The organism is Pseudomonas sp. LAMO17WK12:I1, from assembly GCF_900177315.1.
In the GTDB taxonomy this organism is placed as follows: Bacteria; Pseudomonadota; Gammaproteobacteria; order Pseudomonadales; family Pseudomonadaceae; genus Aquipseudomonas; species Aquipseudomonas marginalis.
Window position 1 is genome coordinate 299,227 of record NZ_FWZV01000004.1, and the last position, 17,750, is coordinate 316,976.

The window sequence follows — 17,750 nt, forward strand, 5'->3', positions numbered from 1 at the left end:
GGAGCTGTATGTCGATACCACGTTTGAAGTCTTACCTATCCATAGTCGCCACGGTATTGGTGCTGGGTCAGGCCGTGCCCGCGCAAGCGGTCGAGTTGCCTGACTTCACCCAATTGGTTGAGCAAGCCTCGCCTGCCGTGGTGAACATCAGTACCACCCAGAAGCTGCCGGATCGCAAAGTCTCCAACCAGCAGATGCCTGACCTGGAAGGCCTGCCGCCGATGCTGCGCGAGTTCTTCGAGCGTGGCATGCCACAACCGCGTGCGCCCCGTGGTGGCGGTGGTGGCCAGCGTGAAGCGCAGTCCCTGGGGTCGGGCTTCATCATTTCGCCAGATGGCTACATCCTCACCAATAACCATGTGATTGCCGACGCCGACGAGATCCTCGTACGCCTGGCCGATCGCAGTGAGCTGAAAGCCAAATTGGTCGGCACCGATCCGCGTTCCGACGTGGCCTTGCTGAAGATCGAGGGCAAGGACCTGCCGGTGCTGAAGCTGGGCAAGTCCCAGGACCTGAAGGCGGGGCAGTGGGTGGTAGCCATCGGCTCGCCGTTTGGTTTTGACCATACCGTTACCCAGGGTATCGTCAGTGCCATTGGTCGCAGCCTGCCGAACGAGAACTATGTGCCGTTCATCCAGACCGACGTGCCGATCAACCCGGGCAACTCCGGTGGCCCGTTGTTCAACCTGGCGGGCGAAGTGGTGGGGATCAACTCGCAGATCTACACCCGTTCCGGTGGCTTCATGGGGGTTTCGTTCGCCATTCCTATCGACGTGGCCATGGATGTTTCCAATCAGCTGAAAAGCGGTGGCAAGGTCAGCCGTGGCTGGTTGGGCGTGGTGATTCAGGAAGTGAACAAGGACCTGGCTGAATCCTTCGGCCTCGACAAGCCGGCGGGCGCCCTGGTCGCGCAAATCCAGGATGACGGCCCGGCTGCCAAAGGCGGTCTGCAAGTGGGCGACGTGATCCTGAGCATGAACGGTCAACCGATCGTTATGTCGGCCGACCTGCCGCACCTGGTTGGCGCACTCAAGGCCGGCAGCAAGGCCAAGTTGGAAGTGATTCGTGATGGCAAGCGCCAGAATGTCGAGCTGACTGTAGGAGCGATCCCTGAAGAGGGCGCGACCCTGGATGCCCTGGGTAACACCAAGCCGGGCGCCGAGCGCAGCAGCAATCGCCTGGGCATTGCCGTGGCCGAGCTGACTGACGAGCAGAAGAAAGCCTTCGATCTCAAGAGCGGCGTGGTGATCAAGGAAGTGCAGGACGGCCCGGCAGCCTTGATCGGCCTGCAGCCTGGCGACGTGATCACTCACCTGAACAATCAGGCGATTGAGACTACCAAGCAGTTCACCGACATCGCCAAGGCGTTGCCGAAGAACCGCTCGGTATCGATGCGCGTGCTTCGCCAGGGGCGTGCCAGCTTCATTACCTTCAAGCTGGCCGAGTAACCCACCCGGCCAATAAAAAGCCCCGCCTTCGTGTTACGAGGGCGGGGCTTTTTTGTGGGCGATAGGTTTAGCCCATCATGCCTTTAACCAGGCGCTCCTGTTCGATCAACTCACGCTGACGTGCATCGATACGTGACGACAACGGGAAATTGCTGCCGGCGCGACGTTTGGCAAAGTCCAACTGCTGAATCGCCTGCTGGAAGTCGCCCACCAATGCAAAGTATTCGGCGCGAGCCTGATGCAGGCCGATGATATTGCCCGACAAACCACGCGTCTCGGCGACCTGGTACCACACATCCGGATCGTCCGGGCGCGACTTGAGCAAGCCATCCAGGGCCTTTTCCGCATCGGCGGTGCGATTCTGTTTAAGCAACAGATCTACCCGAATCTGATTCAGCGGGTAGTTGCCGGGGTATTGGGTCAGCATCCGATCCGTGCGTTGCTGGGCATCGGGCAGGTGGTTGTTGTCGATGTCCAACTGGATCTGCGCCAGGTTGTAGGTGATGTCATTGGGCGCCTTGGCCAGCAAGGGTTGCAGGCTTTCCCGTGCCTGCTTGAACTGGGAGGCCTTGATCTGGGCGATGGCCAGGCCATAGCGCGCCACGTCGTTTTTAGGATTTTCGTCCAGTTGCGCCTGGAAGCGTTTGGCGGCGAGTCCGGAGGTGTCTTCGTATTGCAGCTGTACCCGTGCGCGAATCAGCTGGTAGCGCAGGCTGTCTTCCTTGCCACCGGCCTTGGCTTGTTCCGCGCGGTTGCGGGTGTCGGCGATACGCGATTCGGTCACCGGGTGAGTCAGCAGGAATTCCGGCGGCTTGGCGTCGAAGCGGTACTGACGCATCAGGCGTTCGAACATGGTCGGCATGGAACGCGGGTCGTAGCCGGCTTTCTCCAGGTTGACGATGCCGATACGGTCCGCTTCCTGTTCATTCTGGCGAGAGAATCGTCGTTGTTCCTGGATGGCCGCCGCCTGGGTGCCGGCAATCGCAGCAATCCCGGCATCCCCGGCACCGGCGGCGGCCGCAATGATGCCGCCGAGGAGGGCGGCCATCATCGGGATCTGCATGCGCTGCTGCGCCTCGACACCACGGGCGAAGTGACGCTGGGACAAGTGAGCCAGTTCGTGGGCCAGCACCGACGCGTATTCCCCTTCGGTCTGGGCATTGAGAAACAGGCCGCCGTTCACGCCGACGATACCGCCGGGTGCGGCAAAGGCGTTCAGCTGCGGGCTGTTGATCAGGATGAATTCCAGGCGCCGGTCATTCACCTGGCTGGTTTCCACCAGCTTGTACACGCTGGTTTCGACGTAATCCTTGAGCTGCGGGTCGTTCAACTGCGAGACCTGGCCCCGTAGGTAGGCCAGCCAGGCGCGGCCCAGCTGATATTCCTGTTGCGGCGAGACAATGGCAGAACTGGCGTCGCCAAGTGACGGCAGGTCGTCAGCGAAGCCTGGGGAGGCCAGCAGGCAAGCCAGCGTCAGCAGGGTGGGGCGCAAAAAAGTCATGCACAGAGCCTTTCGACAAAGAGCTTACTGTAGCCGGACACTGAGCTTCGGACCAGATATTCTAAGCACCCCGAATGCGTGCCCGGAGTAAAACCATGACCGACGCTGTAGCCTTTGATGCCGAACTCGATGCCAGCGGCCTCAATTGCCCGTTGCCTCTGCTCAAGGCCAAGCTGGAACTCAATCGATTGGCCAGTGGCGCTGTGCTCAAGGTGATCGCCACCGACGCAGGTTCCCAGCGTGATTTTCGCACCTTCGCCAAGCTGGCCGGCCATACCCTGCTGCATGAAGAAGACGCCGCCGGTGTGTACCGTTACTGGTTGCGCAAGGCCTGAACCGTTTGCCCCTACCACCCGAGGTTGATTGATGTTCAAAGTGTTACGAGACTGGATCCAGCGCTACTTCTCCGATGAAGAAGCCGTGGTGCTGGCGGTCCTGCTGTTTCTGGCCTTTACGGCCGTACTCACCTTGGGAGGCATGCTGGCGCCGGTATTGGCGGGGATGGTGCTGGCTTACCTGATGCAGGGCCTGGTCACCACCCTGGAGCGTCTACGCTTGCCGGGCGGCGCGGCAGTGGGCCTGGTATTCGCCTTGTTCATGGGGCTGCTGGTGGTGTTTGTCGTCGTGGTATTGCCGCTGCTGTGGCACCAACTGATCACGTTGTTCAACGAGTTGCCGGGCATGCTCGCCAAGTGGCAGTCGTTGTTGCTGCTGTTGCCGGAGCGCTACCCGCATCTGGTGTCGGACGAGCAGGTGTTGCAGGCCATAGAAGTGGCACGGGGCGAAATCGGAAAATTCGGGCAATGGGCGCTGACCTTTTCCCTGTCCAGCCTGCCGCTGCTGGTCAACATCATGATCTACCTGGTGCTCGTACCGATCCTGGTGTTCTTCTTCCTCAAGGACCGCGCCATGATCGGACGTTGGGTGAGCGGCTATCTGCCCCGCGAACGAGCGCTGATCACCCGGGTGGCCGAAGAAATGAACCGGCAGATCGCCAACTACATTCGTGGCAAGGTCATCGAGATCATTATCTGCGGGGGCGTTACCTACATCGCGTTTATCGCACTGGACCTCAACTACGCCGCCTTGCTGGCACTGCTGGTAGGGATTTCGGTGGTGGTGCCGTATGTCGGTGCCGTGGTGGTGACGGTGCCGGTGACCTTGATCGCCTTGTTCCAGTGGGGCTGGAGCGACCAGTTCATCTACTTGATGGCGGTCTACGGCATCATCCAGACCCTGGATGGCAACGTGCTGGTGCCGCTGCTGTTCTCGGAGGCGGTCAACCTGCACCCGGTGGCGATCATCTGTGCAGTGTTGTTGTTTGGTGGGCTGTGGGGATTCTGGGGGGTGTTCTTTGCGATTCCCCTGGCGACGCTGTTCAAGGCCGTGCTGGATGCGTGGCCGCGGCAGGAGCCGGTGGTGGCACCGTTGTTGTAAGGGGAGGCGCGAATCACTGCTTCATCGCCGCAGTGATCCGCGCTACAGATCAGGCCTTGTTCAACGCCTGGGCTGCGGCCAGAACGGCGTCCACATGGCCCGGCACTTTCACGCCGCGCCATTCCTGGCGCAGCACACCGTCCTTGTCGATCAGGAAGGTGCTGCGATCCACACCCAGGTATTCCTTGCCGTACAGCTTCTTCAGCTTGATGACGTCGAACAGCTGGCAGACCGCCTCATCCTTGTCGCTGATCAGCTCGAACGGGAATTCCTGCTTGCCCTTGAAGTTCTCATGGGACTTCACGCTGTCGCGCGACACGCCAAACACCTCGGTGTTGGCCGCCTTGAATGCCGCGTACTGGTCACGGAAACCCTGGCCTTCGGTGGTGCAGCCCGGGGTGCTGTCCTTCGGGTAGAAATAGATCACCACTTGCTTGCCCTTGAGGGTGGCAAGGCTGAAGGTCTGGCCGCTGGTGGCCTGGGCTTCGAAATCGGCGACCGGTTTATCGATGACTACCGCCATGATGACTTCCTTACATTGGGTTCTGTGGGCGCCACGGCTCGATCAGCGCGTCGAGGTTCAGGGCATCGGCGAAATCCAGGAACTGGTCGCGCAGCCAACTGATCTGCACGCCGGCCGGCAGGGTCACGGTGAAGGTGGCGTTGAGCATGGTGCCGCCGGTTTGCGGGGCCTGGTAGGTGTCGCAGGTCAGGTTCTCCAGTTCGACGTTATGGTCGATGAAGAACTGGCACAGCTCATTGACGATGTCCGAGCGGTAGGCCGAGCTGACATACGCCACATAAGGAAGCGCCTGCGGGCGATTTTCCAGGGCGGCGCTGCGCACCACGTTGACGGTGAAGTCGTGCTTCTTGGCCAGGCCCGGCAGGCCGGTCTCCAGGCGCGCCAGGGCATCCCAGGTGCCGGAAATCTGCAGGACCAGCGCACTGCACTCGCCATGGCGGGTCAGGCGGGAGGTCACCACGGCACAGCGGTTTTCATGGCTGGCGCGGCACAGGACGTTGGTCAGCTCCATGGGGTTGGCGCCGAGGGCACTGATAACAAGGAATTGTTCGCGAACTGTGGGGGTGGACATGCAGCCTTCCTAAAACGATGAGCGGTCGATACGGTGAGGGCTGTATCGATCAAAGCATGAAGGGTAGCGAAAAGCGTCGCCAAGGGATAGGAGGTGGCGTTTTCATTACGTGATCCGCCTGATTTTGCCCTGTCTCAACCGGTGCTTTGGCCCGATGATGGCATTGCCCGTCGTTTAGTTGCGCCAGAACGCATCCTCAGGCGGTACTTCGCTTGTACAAGCATCTTGGCGCCAGTACCATTACGGCTCTCTTTTTCCGGCAGGAGCGGTTGCATGATTGCGGGCAGTATGGTGGCACTGGTCACACCCATGGATGCACAAGGTCATCTCGACTGGGACAGCCTGGGCAAACTGGTGGACTTCCACCTGCAAGAAGGCACCAACGCCATCGTGGCGGTCGGCACCACAGGTGAATCGGCCACCCTCGATGTGGAAGAACACATCCAGGTGATCGAATTCGTGGTCAAGCGTGTCGCAGGGCGTATCGCCGTGATCGCCGGCACGGGCGCCAACTCGACGCGCGAAGCCATCGAGCTGACCCGAAACGCCAAGAAAGCCGGCGCCGACGCTTGCCTGCTGGTGACCCCGTACTACAACAAGCCGACCCAGGAAGGCCTGTACCAGCACTTCCGCACCATTGCCGAAGCCGTCGACATCCCGCAGATCCTCTATAACGTGCCGGGTCGTACCGCGTGCGACATGAAGGCCGAGACCGTGATCCGCCTGTCCACCGTGCCGAACATCATCGGCATCAAGGAAGCCACCGGCGACCTGCAGCGCGCCAAGGACATCCTGGCCGGGGTGAGCGGCGATTTCCTGCTGTATTCCGGTGACGACGCCACGGCTGTCGAGCTGATCCTGCTGGGCGGCAAGGGCAATATCTCCGTGACCGCCAACGTGGCCCCGCGCGCCATGAGCGACCTGTGTGCCGCCGCCATCGCCGGCGACGCCGTGACCGCCCGTGCGATCCACGAGAAGCTGATGCCGCTCAACAAGACACTGTTTATCGAATCCAACCCTATTCCCGTGAAGTGGGCGCTGTTCGAGATGGGCCTGATGCCGGACGGTATCCGTCTGCCGCTCACCCGCCTCAGCGAAGCCTGTCACGAACCGCTGCGACAGGCCCTGCGCCAGTCCGGCGTCCTGGTTTAATTGAGGAAGCACTACGCATGAAGCGATTGGCCGGACTTTCCGCACTTGCCTTGATTATCTCCAGCACCAGTGGCTGCGGTTGGATCTGGGGCCCGGAAGGCTACTTCCGTGACCGCGGCAGCGATTACCTGGAAGCACAAGCAACCAAACCGATGCAACTGCCGCCGGACGTCAACGTCGCCAAGCGCCTTGACCCGTTGCTGCCGATTCCACGCAACGTTGCCGACGACACCACCAAGGGTGAATACGTCGTGCCACGTCCACAGCCGATCTCGGCCGTGGCGGATGCCAGCGACTACAGCCTGCAGAAGAGCGGTGATTCGCGTTGGATCGTGGCGCAGCGCCCTCCTGCCGAAGTCTGGCCGGTAGCGGTGCAGTTCTTCCAGGATAACGGTTTCCGCATCGACGAGCAGCGCCCGCAGACCGGTGAATTCACCACGGCATGGCAGCAGGGCAGCGAGCTGTCCGCCACCATGGCCAAGCGCCTGCAGGCCGGTGGTGTCGCCGCCGACAGCGAAGCCCGAGTGCGTGTGCGCATCGAGCCGGGCGTACAGCGCAACACCAGTGAAGTCTACGTGGTCAGCGCCGAGCGTCCTGCCGGCAGCACCGCCAACGTCGACTTCACCAACCGCTCGGTCAACACCGGTGTCGACTCGGCATTGGTCGACGAGATGCTGGCCAGCATGAGCCGTATCTCCGAGAAGGGCGGTTCCGTTTCCTTGCTCGCCGCCCGTGATTACGACACCCCGAGCCGTGTCAGCCTCACCGAGGACGGCAGCGGCAACGTGGTGCTGAACCTGGGTGAAGACCTGGATCGCGCCTGGGCCAGCGTCGGCCGCGCGTTGGAGCAAGGCCCATGGCGTGTTGAAGACATCAACCGCAGCCTGGGCCTGTACTACATCAACGTGGCTGAAAAGGCCGAGCGCAAAGACGAAGAGCCTGGTTTCTTCGGCAAACTGTTCGGCAGCAAGCCGACCAAGGAAGAAATCGAAACCCGCGCCGAGCGTTATCAGGTGCGTTTGAGCAAGGTTGGCGAGACTGTGCAGGTCACCGTCGAGAAGAACATCAACACCGTCGCGCCGGCTGAAACAGCGCGCAAGGTGTTGGGCGTGATTCAGGACAACCTGGGCTGATCCGATGCGTTTTGCCGTTCTCGGCAGCGGTAGCCAAGGGAACGGCACGCTGGTCGCCCATGACGACACGTACGTGCTGGTGGATTGTGGTTTCTCGTTAAAGGAAACCGAGCGGCGCCTGCTGCGCCTGGGGGTTCACCCCTCGCAGCTGAGCGCGATTCTGGTGACCCACGAACATGCCGATCACGTGCATGGCGTGGGTTTGCTGTCTCGGCGCTACAATCTTCCGGTGTACCTCAGTCGCGGCACACTGCGCGGGATGCGCAAACCTATAGAACCCGCAGGTTTCCTGGCCGGTGGCGAGCAGCTGCAAATCGGTGCCCTGAGCATCGATGTGATTGCCGTGGCGCACGACGCCCAGGAACCGACGCAGTATGTATTCAGTGACGGAGAGCGGCGTTTCGGCGTGCTCACCGACCTGGGCTCCTACTGCGCCAAGGTACTGGACGGCTACCGGAACCTCGATGCCTTGATGATCGAGTCCAACCACTGCCGAGACCTGTTGGCTCGCGGTCACTATCCGTACTTTCTCAAGCAACGGGTCGGCGGCGAACTGGGACATTTGAACAACCATCAGGCGGCGTACCTGGTGTATGAGTTGGGCTGGCAAGACCTGCAACACCTGGTCCTGGCCCACTTGAGCAGCAAGAACAACCTGCCGACGCTTGCCCGGCAATGTTTTGTCGACACCCTCGGGTGCGACCCGGACTGGCTGCAACTGGCCGATCAAGATTCAGGGCTCGACTGGCGACATATCGCCTAGCCCACCTCACTCAAAGCGGAGCCCATCATGGAAAAACGTGAAGAACTCTACCGCGGCAAAGCCAAGTCGGTTTACAAGACCGACGACGCCAACCGCCTGATCCTGCTGTTTCGCAACGACACCTCGGCGTTCGACGGCAAGCGCATCGAACAACTTGATCGCAAGGGCATGGTGAACAACAAGTTCAACGCCTTCATCATGCAGAAACTCGAAGCGGCCGGCATTCCGACCCAATTCGACAAACTGCTGGGCGACAACGAGTGCCTGGTGAAGAAGCTGGACATGATCCCGGTGGAATGCGTCGTGCGTAACTACGCCGCCGGCAGCCTGGTCAAGCGCCTGGGCGTGGAAGAGGGCCTCAAGCTCAACCCTTACACGTTCGAGCTGTTCCTGAAGGACGACGCCAAGGGCGACCCGTTCATCAACGAATCCCACGTCGTGGCATTCGGCTGGGGCACCGCCGAGCAACTGGCACGCATGAAGGAGTTGTCCCTCAAGGTCAACGACGTGCTGAGCAAGCTGTTCGACGACGCAGGCCTGCTGCTGGTGGACTTCAAGCTGGAATTCGGTGTGTTCCACGATGGCTCCATCGTCCTCGGCGACGAATTCAGCCCGGACGGCTGCCGCCTGTGGGACAAGGACACCAAGAAGAAGATGGACAAGGACCGCTTCCGCCAAGGCCTCGGTGATGTGATCGAAGCCTACGAAGAAGTCGCCAAGCGCCTCGGCGTACCGCTTTAATCGACGCAAGCATCTGATAGCACGGAAAAAAATCGCATCCGCGCTTTGCTTCCACGAAACAGGCTGTTATGATGCGCGCCGTTGGAGAGATGCCAGAGTGGCCGAATGGGACGGATTCGAAATCCGTTGTACCTTCACCGGTACCTAGGGTTCGAATCCCTATCTCTCCGCCATTACATAGAAAAAGCCCCGTAGCTGAATAAGCTACGGGGCTTTTTCGTTTCTGAGAGTTTGGGGCAGAGCTACTCGTTCCGAGCAGCAAACAAGGCCGTAGTGGTTCTTTCCAGCAGGCACAACCAACCGTATTCCATCTTCAAGCATGCCTTACTGGCTTGATCAGGCTTTCTGCTGGAATTCCAAACATCTCATGCAGCTTCCAAATCATTGGCAAGGTCAGCGCTCGTTTTCCATTCAGCACTTCATAAACACGATTCTGGCGGCCAATGGCGGGAATAAGATCAGCCGCCGACAGGCCAGACTGTTCCATTCTGAAGCGAATGGCATCGATTGGGTTGGGCAGGTCCATGGGAAAGTGTTTGGCTTCATAGGCCTCGATCAGCGTGATCATTACGTCAAAGTAATCACCTTCCGGGGTGCCGGGTTCTGGTTCGTTGTCGAACAGTGCAGAGACAGACTTGAGCGCGTCCTTGTAATCCTGTTCGGTGTGGATAGGTCGGATGTTCATGGGTTACTCCGTTTCGACGGTATCGGCGTCAATTGCGTCGTACTGCTTATGTGTACCGACAAACTTGATGTAGACAGCGCCATAGCGATAGGCCACGGCGACCACGAGCCTGTAGTCGTTACCTTTGATGTTGAAGACGACCCTTCGGCTTTTGAGAATGCTAGCGCTGCGAAAGTGTTCCTTGATGTCAGCCGGGTTTGACCAGTCGGCGTTTTTTACTTCGTCTATCCAGGCCAGGAACGGTTGCTCCGAATCCGGGTGCTTGTGCCAAAAGGTTTTGAGTTGACTGAGTGCGACTATTCTCATGGGAAAATCCTAGTCCCGCCTTGGGACTTTTGCAAGTGGGCACATGGGAGCAAGCAGTTTTCCAGACGGGTGTCATGGGCTCTCAAGGCATTTCTCCACATAAGGCATTCCCCTTGTAACCGTGCATGACCGGTCCCAGGAACATGAAAGGACCACAGGCATATAAGGGCGAGGGAGCGGGATGTGAGCGGCACACGGGGAGCTTCAGGGGTATTGGAACTACAGCCCAAAGCGTCACGCCGCACCATGCTCGTTCAGGCGGGTTCTGTTGAGGGGTGGTGCGTACGTTTTTCTGTTCAGGAAGTGAAAGTTGTGCGCCGATGCAGCCGTATAGGCAAGAAATCAGTGCCAGAGTAATGACGGCTTTTTCCATGTCAGACCTGCTGGTGGGGTAATCCTTTGATGTTCCCAGTATTGTCGTTGGTGGGCGCCGTGCTCGTCGATACTGCAAATAACTCACTGATATTTATAACTTCCCATTTCCTGGGTGTACGCCCCTCAAGTCTTTACCTACACGGCCGAAACACTCTCGTACGACATCGTATCCCCAATAAGAGAGTCCCCCCTAATGTCCCTTCGCAGCCTGTCCATCGCCCGCCGTGCGGGTCTGGGTTTTGCCCTGATTGCTTTGCTCGTGGCCCTGCTGGGTTTTTTTGCACTGTCGAACATGGCAAGCATCCGCGCCAGCGCGGTGCAGGTGGAAAGCGGGCTGGTGCCGAAGATGCGGCTGGTGGCGGACATTCGTGAAATCATGCTGCGCATTCGTACGATCTCTTTGCGCATGGCCCTGGACCCGAACCCGGCGAGCATCCCGCAATACCGTAGCCAGATGGACACCCGCAGCCAGGACCTGAGCAAACGGCTGGCCGACCTCGATGCAGTGATCGACACCCCCGAAGTACGCACGCTCTATGACCAGTTCCAGGTCTCGCTGCGCCAATACCAGCAAGGGCTGGCGCAGTCGTTCATCCTTGCCGACAAGCAGCAGGGCGCCGAGCTCAACAAGTTGTTGCTGGTGGATATGAAAACCGTGGTGGATGGCTCCGGGGCCCAACTCAATGCCCTGGCCGACTACTACAACGCCCAGATCAACCAGCAAGGCCAGGCGGCCGAATCGCAGTACGGCCGTTCGCGCACCATGGTGTTCGGCTTTGTGATCGTGGCCGGGTTGAGCACCGTGCTGCTGGCCTGGTTGCTCACGCGCAGCATTGTCGGCCCGCTCAGTCATGCCGTACGGGCTGCCGAGAACGTTGCCGAAGGTGACCTGACCCAAACGGTGGACGTGAGCGGCGACGACGAAGTGACGCGCCTGCTCGTGGCACTCAAGACCATGCAGGCCAACCTGCGCGGGACCTTGCAACTGATTCGCCAGTCGGCCGGGCAGATGGCGTCATCGGCCACCGACCTCAACGGCATCACCGACCAGAGCAGCCGCAGCCTGCAAAAGCAGACCGCTGAAATCGAGCAGGCCGCCACCGCCGTCAACGAGATGACCTCGGCGGCGGATGAGGTAGCGCGCAATGCGGTGTCCACCTCCGAGTCCACTCGCCTTTCCAATGAAACCGCGCGCGAAGGCCAGCACCGTGTGGGTGAAACCGTCAGCGCCATTCAAGCCCTGAGCACCAACATCGGCGAAACCTCGACCCTGGTGCAGAACCTCGCCGAGCAATCGCGGGATATCGGCAAGGTGCTCGATGTGATCCGCTCCATCGCCGAGCAGACCAACCTGCTGGCACTCAACGCTGCGATCGAGGCGGCGCGGGCCGGTGAGTCCGGGCGTGGCTTTGCGGTGGTGGCTGACGAAGTCCGTGCACTGGCCCACCGTACCCAGCAATCGACCCTGGAAATCGACCAGATGGTGACCGCGATGCGCACGGGGTCCAACGACGCGTTGAGCTCGATGCAGTCGAGTACCCAGCGTGCCACCGACACTCTGGCATTGGCTGAGGGCGCGGGCGGCGCATTGAGCCAGATCACCGACTCCATCGACCAGATCCACCAGCGCAACCTGGTCATCGCCAGCGCCGCCGAGGAGCAGGCCCAGGTGGCCAAGGAAGTCGATCGCAACATCGTCAATATTCGCGACCTGTCTGCGCAATCCTCTTCCGGCGCCGGGCAGATCAATGGATCGAGTCGAGAACTGGCGCAGCTGGCCGTTTCCCTGAACGAAGCCGTCGCAAGGTTTCAGCTGTAGTGACATGCGCGGGCTAGTTCAGTGTCGACTCGTCCACGATCTCGATATTGACGGCCTGCCAGTCGCCGCCCGGGCCCCTGACCAATTCGTAGGTGACCGTCTGCCCCTCGCGCAGCCGCCGTCCGCCCTGGGCGGTGGTGGCACTGCGAAAGAAAATGTCCTGCTCATCGTAGGCGGCAGTCTTGCTGCTGATGGAGATTGCAGTCTGTGGAGTTTTCCTGGGCATGGCCGTTCTCCTTTCCAGTGCAATAGGTGGCCCGTCGGGGCAGGTATGTCTGCGGGCATCAAGCGGGTCAGGACACGATTTGGACTTTATCGGCCTGCATGCCTTTCTGGCCCTGTACGGCTTCAAAGGTGACCTTCTGGCCCTCCTTCAATGTTTTGAACCCGTTGCCCTCGATTGCCCTGAAGTGGACGAACAGGTCGGGGCCGCTCTCCGGCGTGATGAATCCGTAACCCTTTTCATCGTTGAACCACTTCACTGTGCCGTTCTGTCTGTCGCTCATTCTTCCTGTCCTCGAACCGGTGTGCCCCGCTGCAGATTCGTCGCGGTAACCATAAGCAAAGTCCCGAAGCCGCTGCTCGTCAACGCGCCACGGGACCAGCGGTACTGTCATTCCTGACAGGTTCGCCGCCTGTGCCGTTGCGCGATACTGCTTCGTTTTACCGTGGGTTTTCGCGCCGCGCGGGCATTCGGTTTTCGCCGCCTTCGGGCACCAGGCAGGTGCCTTTTGGCGTGGTGCCCCTGTCCCTTCTAACGCTCGCCTGCCGTCCCATCCAGCCCACGGCGGATCTTTTCCAGCAACTCATCGATGTGAAACGGCTTGGAAATCAGATCCATGCCTTCGCCGAGGAAACTTTGCCGGTTCGCGGCATTTTCCGCGTAGCCGGTCATGAACAGGATCGGCAAGGTGTGGCGGATCTCGCGTGCCACGTCTGCCAGTTCGCGCCCGGTCATAAAGGGCAGGCCGACGTCGGTCAACAACAGGTTGATGCTCGGGTCGCTGCGCAGGCAGACCACCGCTTCGTCACCATTGGCGGCCAGGCTGCAACGGTAGCCGGCGTCGGCCAGGATTTCGGCGACAAAGCTGCGCACCGAAGGCATGTCTTCGACGACCAGCACATGTTCGCCCTGGCTCTGGCCGGGTGCGGCCAGAGGCTTGGTCACGATGCTGGCAGGCCCGCTGGCGGCGGGAAGCATGATGGTCACTTCGGTGCCCTGGCGGGTCACGCTGCGGATCTGTGCATCGCCGCCGGACTGGCGGGCAAACCCGTAGATGGTCGACAGGCCCAGCCCGGTACCCTGGCCCAGCGGCTTGGTGGTGAAGAAAGGGTCGAAGACTTTGTCGATGACGCTGTGTTCGATGCCCACCCCGTTGTCCCGCACCGACAGGGCGATGTAGGCGCCGTTTTCCAGTTTCAGGTTGCCACTGGAGTAGGCCGGGTAAGTCGTCACCCAGACAGTGCCGCCCTTGGGCAGCGCGTCGCGGGCGTTGATCACCAGGTTCAGCACCGCACTTTCCAGCTGGATCGGATCGACCATCGCCACGGCAGGGTTGTGGGTCAGCTCCAGCTTCAGCGCGATATGTTCACCGATGGTGCGTACCAGCAGTTCCTCCAGGGAGCGGATATGCGCGTTGATGTCGATCGGCCGTGTGTCCAGCGGCTGCTGGCGGGCGAAGGCGAGCAGGCGGTTGGTCAGGCCGGCGGCGCTGAGGGCCGAGCTCAACGCTGCATCGGCATAGGCCATGACCTTGTCGGTGCGCTGGGTCTCGATGCGTTTCTTGATCAGCTCCAGGCTGGTGATGATCCCGGTCAGCAGGTTGTTGAAGTCATGGGCAATGCCGCCGGTGAGCTTGCCCAGGGCATCCATCTTCTGCGCCTGCAACAGTTGCGCCTCGGTACGTGCCAACTGGGTGGCGGCGTTGGCCAGCTCGGCCTGTTGGTGCCGCTCGCGGTGGCGGTGCTCGGTGACGTCTTCGACAAACACCAGGCTCAATTCGGCGCTGCGGTAGGGCGAAACCTGCCATTCGGTCTCGCGCAACTGACCGTCGACCTTCATGTGCAGGGTGCCCTTCCAGCGCTCGCCGGCAGCCAGGCGCTGGCACAGTTCCTGGAGCACGCCGAGTTGATCGGCGGCGAAGCACTCCAGCAGGGCGTCGGGGTTGAGGTTGTCGTGAATCAATTGGGCGAAGGCGTGGTTACATTCGTGGACCTTGAGCTGCGCATCCATGACCGCAATCGGTGCGCTGATATTGAAGAATATTTCGCGAAAGCGTGCCTCGCTCTCGCGCAGCGCATATTCGGTGTCGCGCACCCGCAGCAAGGTCCGCAGGGTCGCCAGCAGCACATCGGGGTCGATGGGGTGGATCAGGTAGGCATCGGCCCCGGCATCCAGGCCGGTGATGATATCGCCGGTCTCGATGGAGGCGGCCGACACGTGCACCACCGGCAGCAAGGCCGTGACCGGATCGGCGCGCAGCCCGCGTACGATGTCGAAGCCGCTCATGTCCGGCAGGTTGACGTCGAGGATCAGCCCGTCGATCTTTTGGCTGGCGATCAGGTCCAGCCCTTCCTGGCCGGTGCCGGCCTCGAGCACGCGGTAGTCATGGTTCTCCAGGCGCCGGCGCAGGGCATAGCGGGTCGCCGCGTTGTCGTCGACGATCAGCAGTTGGATGTCACGGTTCATCAACAAGCCCGCCAGGAATAGAGAGAGGAATGATCACGAAGAACATCGAGCCCACGCCTGGGGTACTTTCCACGCCGACGCGGCCGCCGAGCAACTCGGCAAAGCGTTTGCACAGCGACAGCCCCAGGCCGGTGCCGCGCAGGCGTTTTTGCAGCGGCGAATCGATCTGGGAAAAGTCTTCGAACAGGTTGCTATGCAATTCGGCCGGAATGCCCAGGCCGGTGTCGTGCACGGCAAAGCGGATTTCCTGATCACCCACTCTTTGCGCCGACACTCGCACTTCACCTTGCACCGTGAACTTCAGGGCGTTGGAAATGAAGTTGCGCAGGATCTGCGCGAGCTTCTTGTCATCGGTGTACAGCTTGGGCAAGCCGATCGGCTCTTCGAAGATCAAGTCCACCGACGTCGCATCGACGATCGGGCGGAACATCCCGCGCAACGCCGAGAACAGATCGAACATGTCGAACCAGGCCGGCGAGATCGTGATGCGCCCGGCCTCGATCTTGGCCAGGTCCAGCAGGTCGTCGACCATTTCCCGCAGTTCGCGTGCCGAGCTGCGGATAAACCCGACCTGTGTGTGCTGCTCAGGGCTCAGGGGACCGTCGAGTTCGTCGGCCAACAGACTGGTGATGCTCAGGATCGAGCCCAGGGGCGTGCGGAATTCATGGCTCATGTACGACAGGAAACGGCTTTTCAGGTCCGACGCCTGGCGCAGTTGGTCGGCCTGGGTATCCAGCTCGGCATAGAGTGCCAATACGCCCTGGTTGGTTTCGTCCAGTTCGGCGCGCAGTGCATCGGCTTCCAGGCGAAGCGTTCGCACTTGCTCCTCAAGCGAAACGGTGGTGTCAGCCATCGATGGCCTCCAGGGCAATCACAAAGACGGTAACGTCATCCCGGCCGCGACAGAAATCACGGTGCAGGACGGCGGCGATCAGGGCGGGGTGGCGATGGGAAAGCCCGGGATAGTCCGCCAGGTTCCAGCGTGACTGCAGGCCGTCGCTGTAGAGGATCAGCATCTGGCCACCCACTTGAGCGTAGTCGAAGGGCTGCGCCTTGCGAAACTGCACGCCGACGATCCCCGGATGGGACGCCAGCCCGCGGGACTTGCCGGGGCCGATCAGGCTGGCGCCGATATTGCCCACCCCGGTAAAGCGCAGGCTGTCTGCCGTGGCATCGTACTGCGCCACGGCCACGGCTGCGCCGCGGGTGCCGTTCATGCCGATATGCAGGTCGTTGAACAGCTCGCCTGCGTCGAAGAAGGCGTCTTGGGCAAACACCGCTTCGCCGGCCTGCGCCGCGCGTTCGGCTTCGCTGCCATGGCCCAGGCCGTCGGCTACCATCACGCTGAACCGGCCGGGTTCGATCACCAGGTGCCAGGCATCGCCGCAGGCCGGGTCGTCGTGCAGGGAATGCTGGCTGACGCCGTAGCGCATATCTTTGCTGGCCGATGCCCGTGGATACAGGCGCGCCAGCATCGCCGTTCCGCGCTGATCGGCGTACACGTCGAACACCTGGGCCACACGCGAAATGGCGCCCATGCCGATGCCCTGGGTGCCGCCGGTGGAAAAGCCGTCCACCAGGCAACTGTCCAGGTCAAAGCCCTGGCCACGGTCCACGGCGATCAGCTCCACGCCCTGGTTACCCGTGAGGCGCAGATGCAATTGGCCATGGGCGGCATGCTTGAGGATATTGCTGGCCAGCTCGGTGGCCACCAGTGCCACGCGGCCGGCATCGGTCTCGTCGAAACCCGATTGTTCGGCCAACTGTTGCGCGGTGCGTCGGGCATGGCCGATCTGGCTGACATCCTCGATCAACAACACCTGGGTCAGGGCACTGGGAATATTCAGGCCCATCGGGTAATCGTCACGCGGGTGCCCTGGCCGGGTGCGGTGTCCAGTTCAAACTCGTCCACCAACCGCTTGGCGCCGGTCAGGCCCAGGCCCAGGCCGCTGCCGGAGGTCCAGCCGTCGGTCATCGCCAACTTGAGGTCGGGGATGCCCGGCCCTTCGTCGCGAAAGGTCAGGCGCAGGCCTGGGCGGTGGTCTTTTTCGACCACGGCCCAATCCATATGGCCGCCGCCGCCGTACACCACGGTGTTGCGCGCCAGCTCACTGACGGCGGTGACCAGCTTGGTCAGGTCGATCAGGCGCATGCCGCATTCCTGGGCCAGCTTGCGCACCAATTGTCGGGCCAGCACTACGTCCTGTTCGATGAGCACCGGGTGAGTGCCACTGCTGGCCTGGGTCATGAGTGATCTACCCGGTCACGCAGCAACTTCATGCCGCGCTCGACGTTCAACGCGGTGGCCACGCCCGGCAGGGTCATGCCCAGTTCCACCAGCGTGATCGCCACGGCCGGCTGCATGCCTACCAGCACGGTCTGGGCATCCATGATGCGCGACAGGCCGGAAATGGTGCCGATCATGCGGCCGATAAACGAGTCGACCATGTCCAGCGCCGAAATGTCGATCAGCACGCCCCGGGCCGATGTACGGCTGATGCGCTCGGACAGGTCGTCCTGCAGCGTCAGCGCGAGCTGGTCATGCATGTCGACCTGGATCGTCACGAGCAGGAATTCGCCCATCTGCAAAATAGGGATACGTTCCAT

At 61.1% G+C, this 17,750-nt stretch carries 20 protein-coding genes, 1 tRNA gene and 1 pseudogene; 10 read left to right on the plus strand and 12 right to left on the minus strand.

Features of this window, described 5'->3' with window-relative positions:
- Positions 1-8 precede the first annotated feature (8 nt).
- The gene (locus B9N88_RS09095) at positions 9-1,448 is read left to right on the plus strand and encodes a DegQ family serine endoprotease (RefSeq protein WP_027604316.1); all 1,440 of its coding nucleotides are present in this window, start codon (positions 9-11) and stop codon (positions 1,446-1,448) included.
- 67 nt (positions 1,449-1,515) lie between these two features.
- Here B9N88_RS09095 and B9N88_RS09100 read toward each other — a convergent pair whose 3' ends face one another.
- Complete coding sequence (locus B9N88_RS09100; RefSeq protein ID WP_027604315.1) at positions 1,516-2,949, minus strand: M48 family metalloprotease; 1,434 nt, start codon at positions 2,947-2,949, stop codon at positions 1,516-1,518.
- Between the two features lie 95 nt (positions 2,950-3,044).
- On the opposite strand from B9N88_RS09100, the gene B9N88_RS09105 reads away from it, so the two are divergent.
- Together B9N88_RS09105 and B9N88_RS09110 are read left to right on the plus strand one after the other, a co-directional pair.
- On the plus strand, positions 3,045-3,284 hold the full coding sequence (locus tag B9N88_RS09105) for a sulfurtransferase TusA family protein (RefSeq protein WP_010212198.1): 240 nt from the start codon (positions 3,045-3,047) through the stop codon (positions 3,282-3,284).
- 31 nt (positions 3,285-3,315) lie between these two features.
- Positions 3,316-4,386, plus strand: coding sequence for an AI-2E family transporter (locus B9N88_RS09110; protein ID WP_027604314.1), 1,071 nt, complete (start codon positions 3,316-3,318; stop codon positions 4,384-4,386).
- 49 nt (positions 4,387-4,435) lie between these two features.
- Here the strand turns inward: B9N88_RS09110 and B9N88_RS09115 are convergent, their stop codons facing one another.
- Entirely contained in the window at positions 4,436-4,909 is a 474-nt protein-coding gene (locus B9N88_RS09115) for a peroxiredoxin (RefSeq protein WP_027604313.1), read from the minus strand.
- A gap of 10 nt (positions 4,910-4,919) precedes the next feature.
- The gene (locus tag B9N88_RS09120; protein WP_003172487.1) at positions 4,920-5,480 is read right to left on the minus strand and encodes a glycine cleavage system transcriptional repressor; all 561 of its coding nucleotides are present in this window, start codon (positions 5,478-5,480) and stop codon (positions 4,920-4,922) included.
- A gap of 273 nt (positions 5,481-5,753) precedes the next feature.
- On the opposite strand from B9N88_RS09120, the gene dapA reads away from it, so the two are divergent.
- The 5 genes from dapA (at position 5,754) to B9N88_RS09145 (ending at position 9,442) form a co-directional block, all read left to right on the plus strand.
- The gene (gene dapA, locus B9N88_RS09125) at positions 5,754-6,632 is read left to right on the plus strand and encodes a 4-hydroxy-tetrahydrodipicolinate synthase (protein ID WP_027604312.1); all 879 of its coding nucleotides are present in this window, start codon (positions 5,754-5,756) and stop codon (positions 6,630-6,632) included.
- Positions 6,633-6,649: 17 nt separating this feature from the next.
- Entirely contained in the window at positions 6,650-7,765 is a 1,116-nt protein-coding gene (gene bamC / locus B9N88_RS09130) for an outer membrane protein assembly factor BamC (protein ID WP_027604311.1), read from the plus strand.
- 4 nt (positions 7,766-7,769) lie between these two features.
- Positions 7,770-8,528: an MBL fold metallo-hydrolase gene (locus B9N88_RS09135; protein WP_027604310.1), complete on the plus strand. Its 759-nt coding sequence runs from the start codon at positions 7,770-7,772 to the stop codon at positions 8,526-8,528.
- Positions 8,529-8,555: 27 nt separating this feature from the next.
- On the plus strand, positions 8,556-9,269 hold the full coding sequence (purC, locus tag B9N88_RS09140; protein WP_027604309.1) for a phosphoribosylaminoimidazolesuccinocarboxamide synthase: 714 nt from the start codon (positions 8,556-8,558) through the stop codon (positions 9,267-9,269).
- Positions 9,270-9,352: 83 nt separating this feature from the next.
- Positions 9,353-9,442: transfer RNA gene (locus B9N88_RS09145), tRNA-Ser, on the plus strand.
- Between the two features lie 140 nt (positions 9,443-9,582).
- On the opposite strand, the gene B9N88_RS09150 is transcribed toward B9N88_RS09145, so the two are convergent.
- Positions 9,583-9,954 (minus strand): helix-turn-helix domain-containing protein, encoded by a 372-nt coding sequence (locus B9N88_RS09150; RefSeq protein ID WP_027604308.1) that lies wholly within the window; start codon positions 9,952-9,954, stop codon positions 9,583-9,585.
- Positions 9,955-9,957: 3 nt separating this feature from the next.
- The gene (locus B9N88_RS09155; RefSeq protein WP_027604307.1) at positions 9,958-10,260 is read right to left on the minus strand and encodes a type II toxin-antitoxin system HigB family toxin; all 303 of its coding nucleotides are present in this window, start codon (positions 10,258-10,260) and stop codon (positions 9,958-9,960) included.
- Between the two features lie 568 nt (positions 10,261-10,828).
- Between B9N88_RS09155 and B9N88_RS33240 the strand changes: the two are divergent.
- Both B9N88_RS33240 and B9N88_RS33245 read left to right on the plus strand, forming a co-directional pair.
- Positions 10,829-11,596 (plus strand): annotated as a pseudogene (locus B9N88_RS33240) (MCP four helix bundle domain-containing protein); the annotation flags it as partial.
- Between the two features lie 48 nt (positions 11,597-11,644).
- A complete protein-coding gene (locus B9N88_RS33245) occupies positions 11,645-12,454 on the plus strand; it encodes a methyl-accepting chemotaxis protein (RefSeq protein WP_371856053.1) in 810 nt (269 codons plus the stop codon).
- 13 nt (positions 12,455-12,467) lie between these two features.
- Here the strand turns inward: B9N88_RS33245 and B9N88_RS09170 are convergent, their stop codons facing one another.
- From B9N88_RS09170 to B9N88_RS09200, 7 genes are all read right to left on the minus strand, one after another.
- On the minus strand, positions 12,468-12,680 hold the full coding sequence (locus B9N88_RS09170; protein ID WP_027604305.1) for a cold-shock protein: 213 nt from the start codon (positions 12,678-12,680) through the stop codon (positions 12,468-12,470).
- A gap of 67 nt (positions 12,681-12,747) precedes the next feature.
- Positions 12,748-12,960, minus strand: coding sequence for a cold-shock protein (locus B9N88_RS09175; protein WP_027604304.1), 213 nt, complete (start codon positions 12,958-12,960; stop codon positions 12,748-12,750).
- A 248-nt stretch (positions 12,961-13,208) separates the two neighbouring features.
- Positions 13,209-15,143, minus strand: a complete 1,935-nt coding sequence (locus B9N88_RS09180; protein ID WP_027604303.1) for a response regulator — start codon at positions 15,141-15,143, stop codon at positions 13,209-13,211.
- Positions 15,133-15,996, minus strand: a complete 864-nt coding sequence (locus tag B9N88_RS09185) for a sensor histidine kinase (RefSeq protein ID WP_027604302.1) — start codon at positions 15,994-15,996, stop codon at positions 15,133-15,135. Before B9N88_RS09185 ends, B9N88_RS09180 begins: the two co-directional genes overlap by 11 nt.
- Positions 15,989-16,996, minus strand: a complete 1,008-nt coding sequence (locus B9N88_RS09190; RefSeq protein WP_081744396.1) for an ATP-binding protein — start codon at positions 16,994-16,996, stop codon at positions 15,989-15,991. The genes B9N88_RS09185 and B9N88_RS09190 overlap by 8 nt, the downstream gene beginning before the upstream one ends.
- Positions 16,987-17,391: an ATP-binding protein gene (locus B9N88_RS09195; RefSeq protein WP_027604300.1), complete on the minus strand. Its 405-nt coding sequence runs from the start codon at positions 17,389-17,391 to the stop codon at positions 16,987-16,989. The genes B9N88_RS09190 and B9N88_RS09195 overlap by 10 nt, the downstream gene beginning before the upstream one ends.
- On the minus strand, positions 17,388-17,750 hold the full coding sequence (locus B9N88_RS09200) for an STAS domain-containing protein (protein ID WP_027604299.1): 363 nt from the start codon (positions 17,748-17,750) through the stop codon (positions 17,388-17,390). The genes B9N88_RS09195 and B9N88_RS09200 overlap by 4 nt, the downstream gene beginning before the upstream one ends.

Coding starts and splice junctions, on each gene's coding strand:
- B9N88_RS09135 (WP_027604310.1), top strand. CDS start 7,770: ATGCGTTTTGCCGTTCTCGGCAGCGGTAGCCAAGGGAACGGCACGCTG.
- bamC (WP_027604311.1), top strand. CDS start 6,650: ATGAAGCGATTGGCCGGACTTTCCGCACTTGCCTTGATTATCTCCAGC.
- B9N88_RS09200 (WP_027604299.1), bottom strand. CDS start 17,750: ATGGAACGTATCCCTATTTTGCAGATGGGCGAATTCCTGCTCGTGACG.
- dapA (WP_027604312.1), top strand. CDS start 5,754: ATGATTGCGGGCAGTATGGTGGCACTGGTCACACCCATGGATGCACAA.
- B9N88_RS09190 (WP_081744396.1), bottom strand. CDS start 16,996: ATGGGCCTGAATATTCCCAGTGCCCTGACCCAGGTGTTGTTGATCGAG.
- B9N88_RS09110 (WP_027604314.1), top strand. CDS start 3,316: ATGTTCAAAGTGTTACGAGACTGGATCCAGCGCTACTTCTCCGATGAA.
- B9N88_RS09150 (WP_027604308.1), bottom strand. CDS start 9,954: ATGAACATCCGACCTATCCACACCGAACAGGATTACAAGGACGCGCTC.
- B9N88_RS09100 (WP_027604315.1), bottom strand. CDS start 2,949: ATGACTTTTTTGCGCCCCACCCTGCTGACGCTGGCTTGCCTGCTGGCC.
- B9N88_RS09185 (WP_027604302.1), bottom strand. CDS start 15,996: ATGGCTGACACCACCGTTTCGCTTGAGGAGCAAGTGCGAACGCTTCGC.
- B9N88_RS09115 (WP_027604313.1), bottom strand. CDS start 4,909: ATGGCGGTAGTCATCGATAAACCGGTCGCCGATTTCGAAGCCCAGGCC.
- B9N88_RS09170 (WP_027604305.1), bottom strand. CDS start 12,680: ATGCCCAGGAAAACTCCACAGACTGCAATCTCCATCAGCAGCAAGACT.
- B9N88_RS09155 (WP_027604307.1), bottom strand. CDS start 10,260: ATGAGAATAGTCGCACTCAGTCAACTCAAAACCTTTTGGCACAAGCAC.
- B9N88_RS09180 (WP_027604303.1), bottom strand. CDS start 15,143: ATGAACCGTGACATCCAACTGCTGATCGTCGACGACAACGCGGCGACC.
- B9N88_RS33245 (WP_371856053.1), top strand. CDS start 11,645: ATGGCGTCATCGGCCACCGACCTCAACGGCATCACCGACCAGAGCAGC.
- B9N88_RS09120 (WP_003172487.1), bottom strand. CDS start 5,480: ATGTCCACCCCCACAGTTCGCGAACAATTCCTTGTTATCAGTGCCCTC.
- B9N88_RS09195 (WP_027604300.1), bottom strand. CDS start 17,391: ATGACCCAGGCCAGCAGTGGCACTCACCCGGTGCTCATCGAACAGGAC.
- B9N88_RS09105 (WP_010212198.1), top strand. CDS start 3,045: ATGACCGACGCTGTAGCCTTTGATGCCGAACTCGATGCCAGCGGCCTC.
- B9N88_RS09095 (WP_027604316.1), top strand. CDS start 9: ATGTCGATACCACGTTTGAAGTCTTACCTATCCATAGTCGCCACGGTA.
- B9N88_RS09175 (WP_027604304.1), bottom strand. CDS start 12,960: ATGAGCGACAGACAGAACGGCACAGTGAAGTGGTTCAACGATGAAAAG.
- purC (WP_027604309.1), top strand. CDS start 8,556: ATGGAAAAACGTGAAGAACTCTACCGCGGCAAAGCCAAGTCGGTTTAC.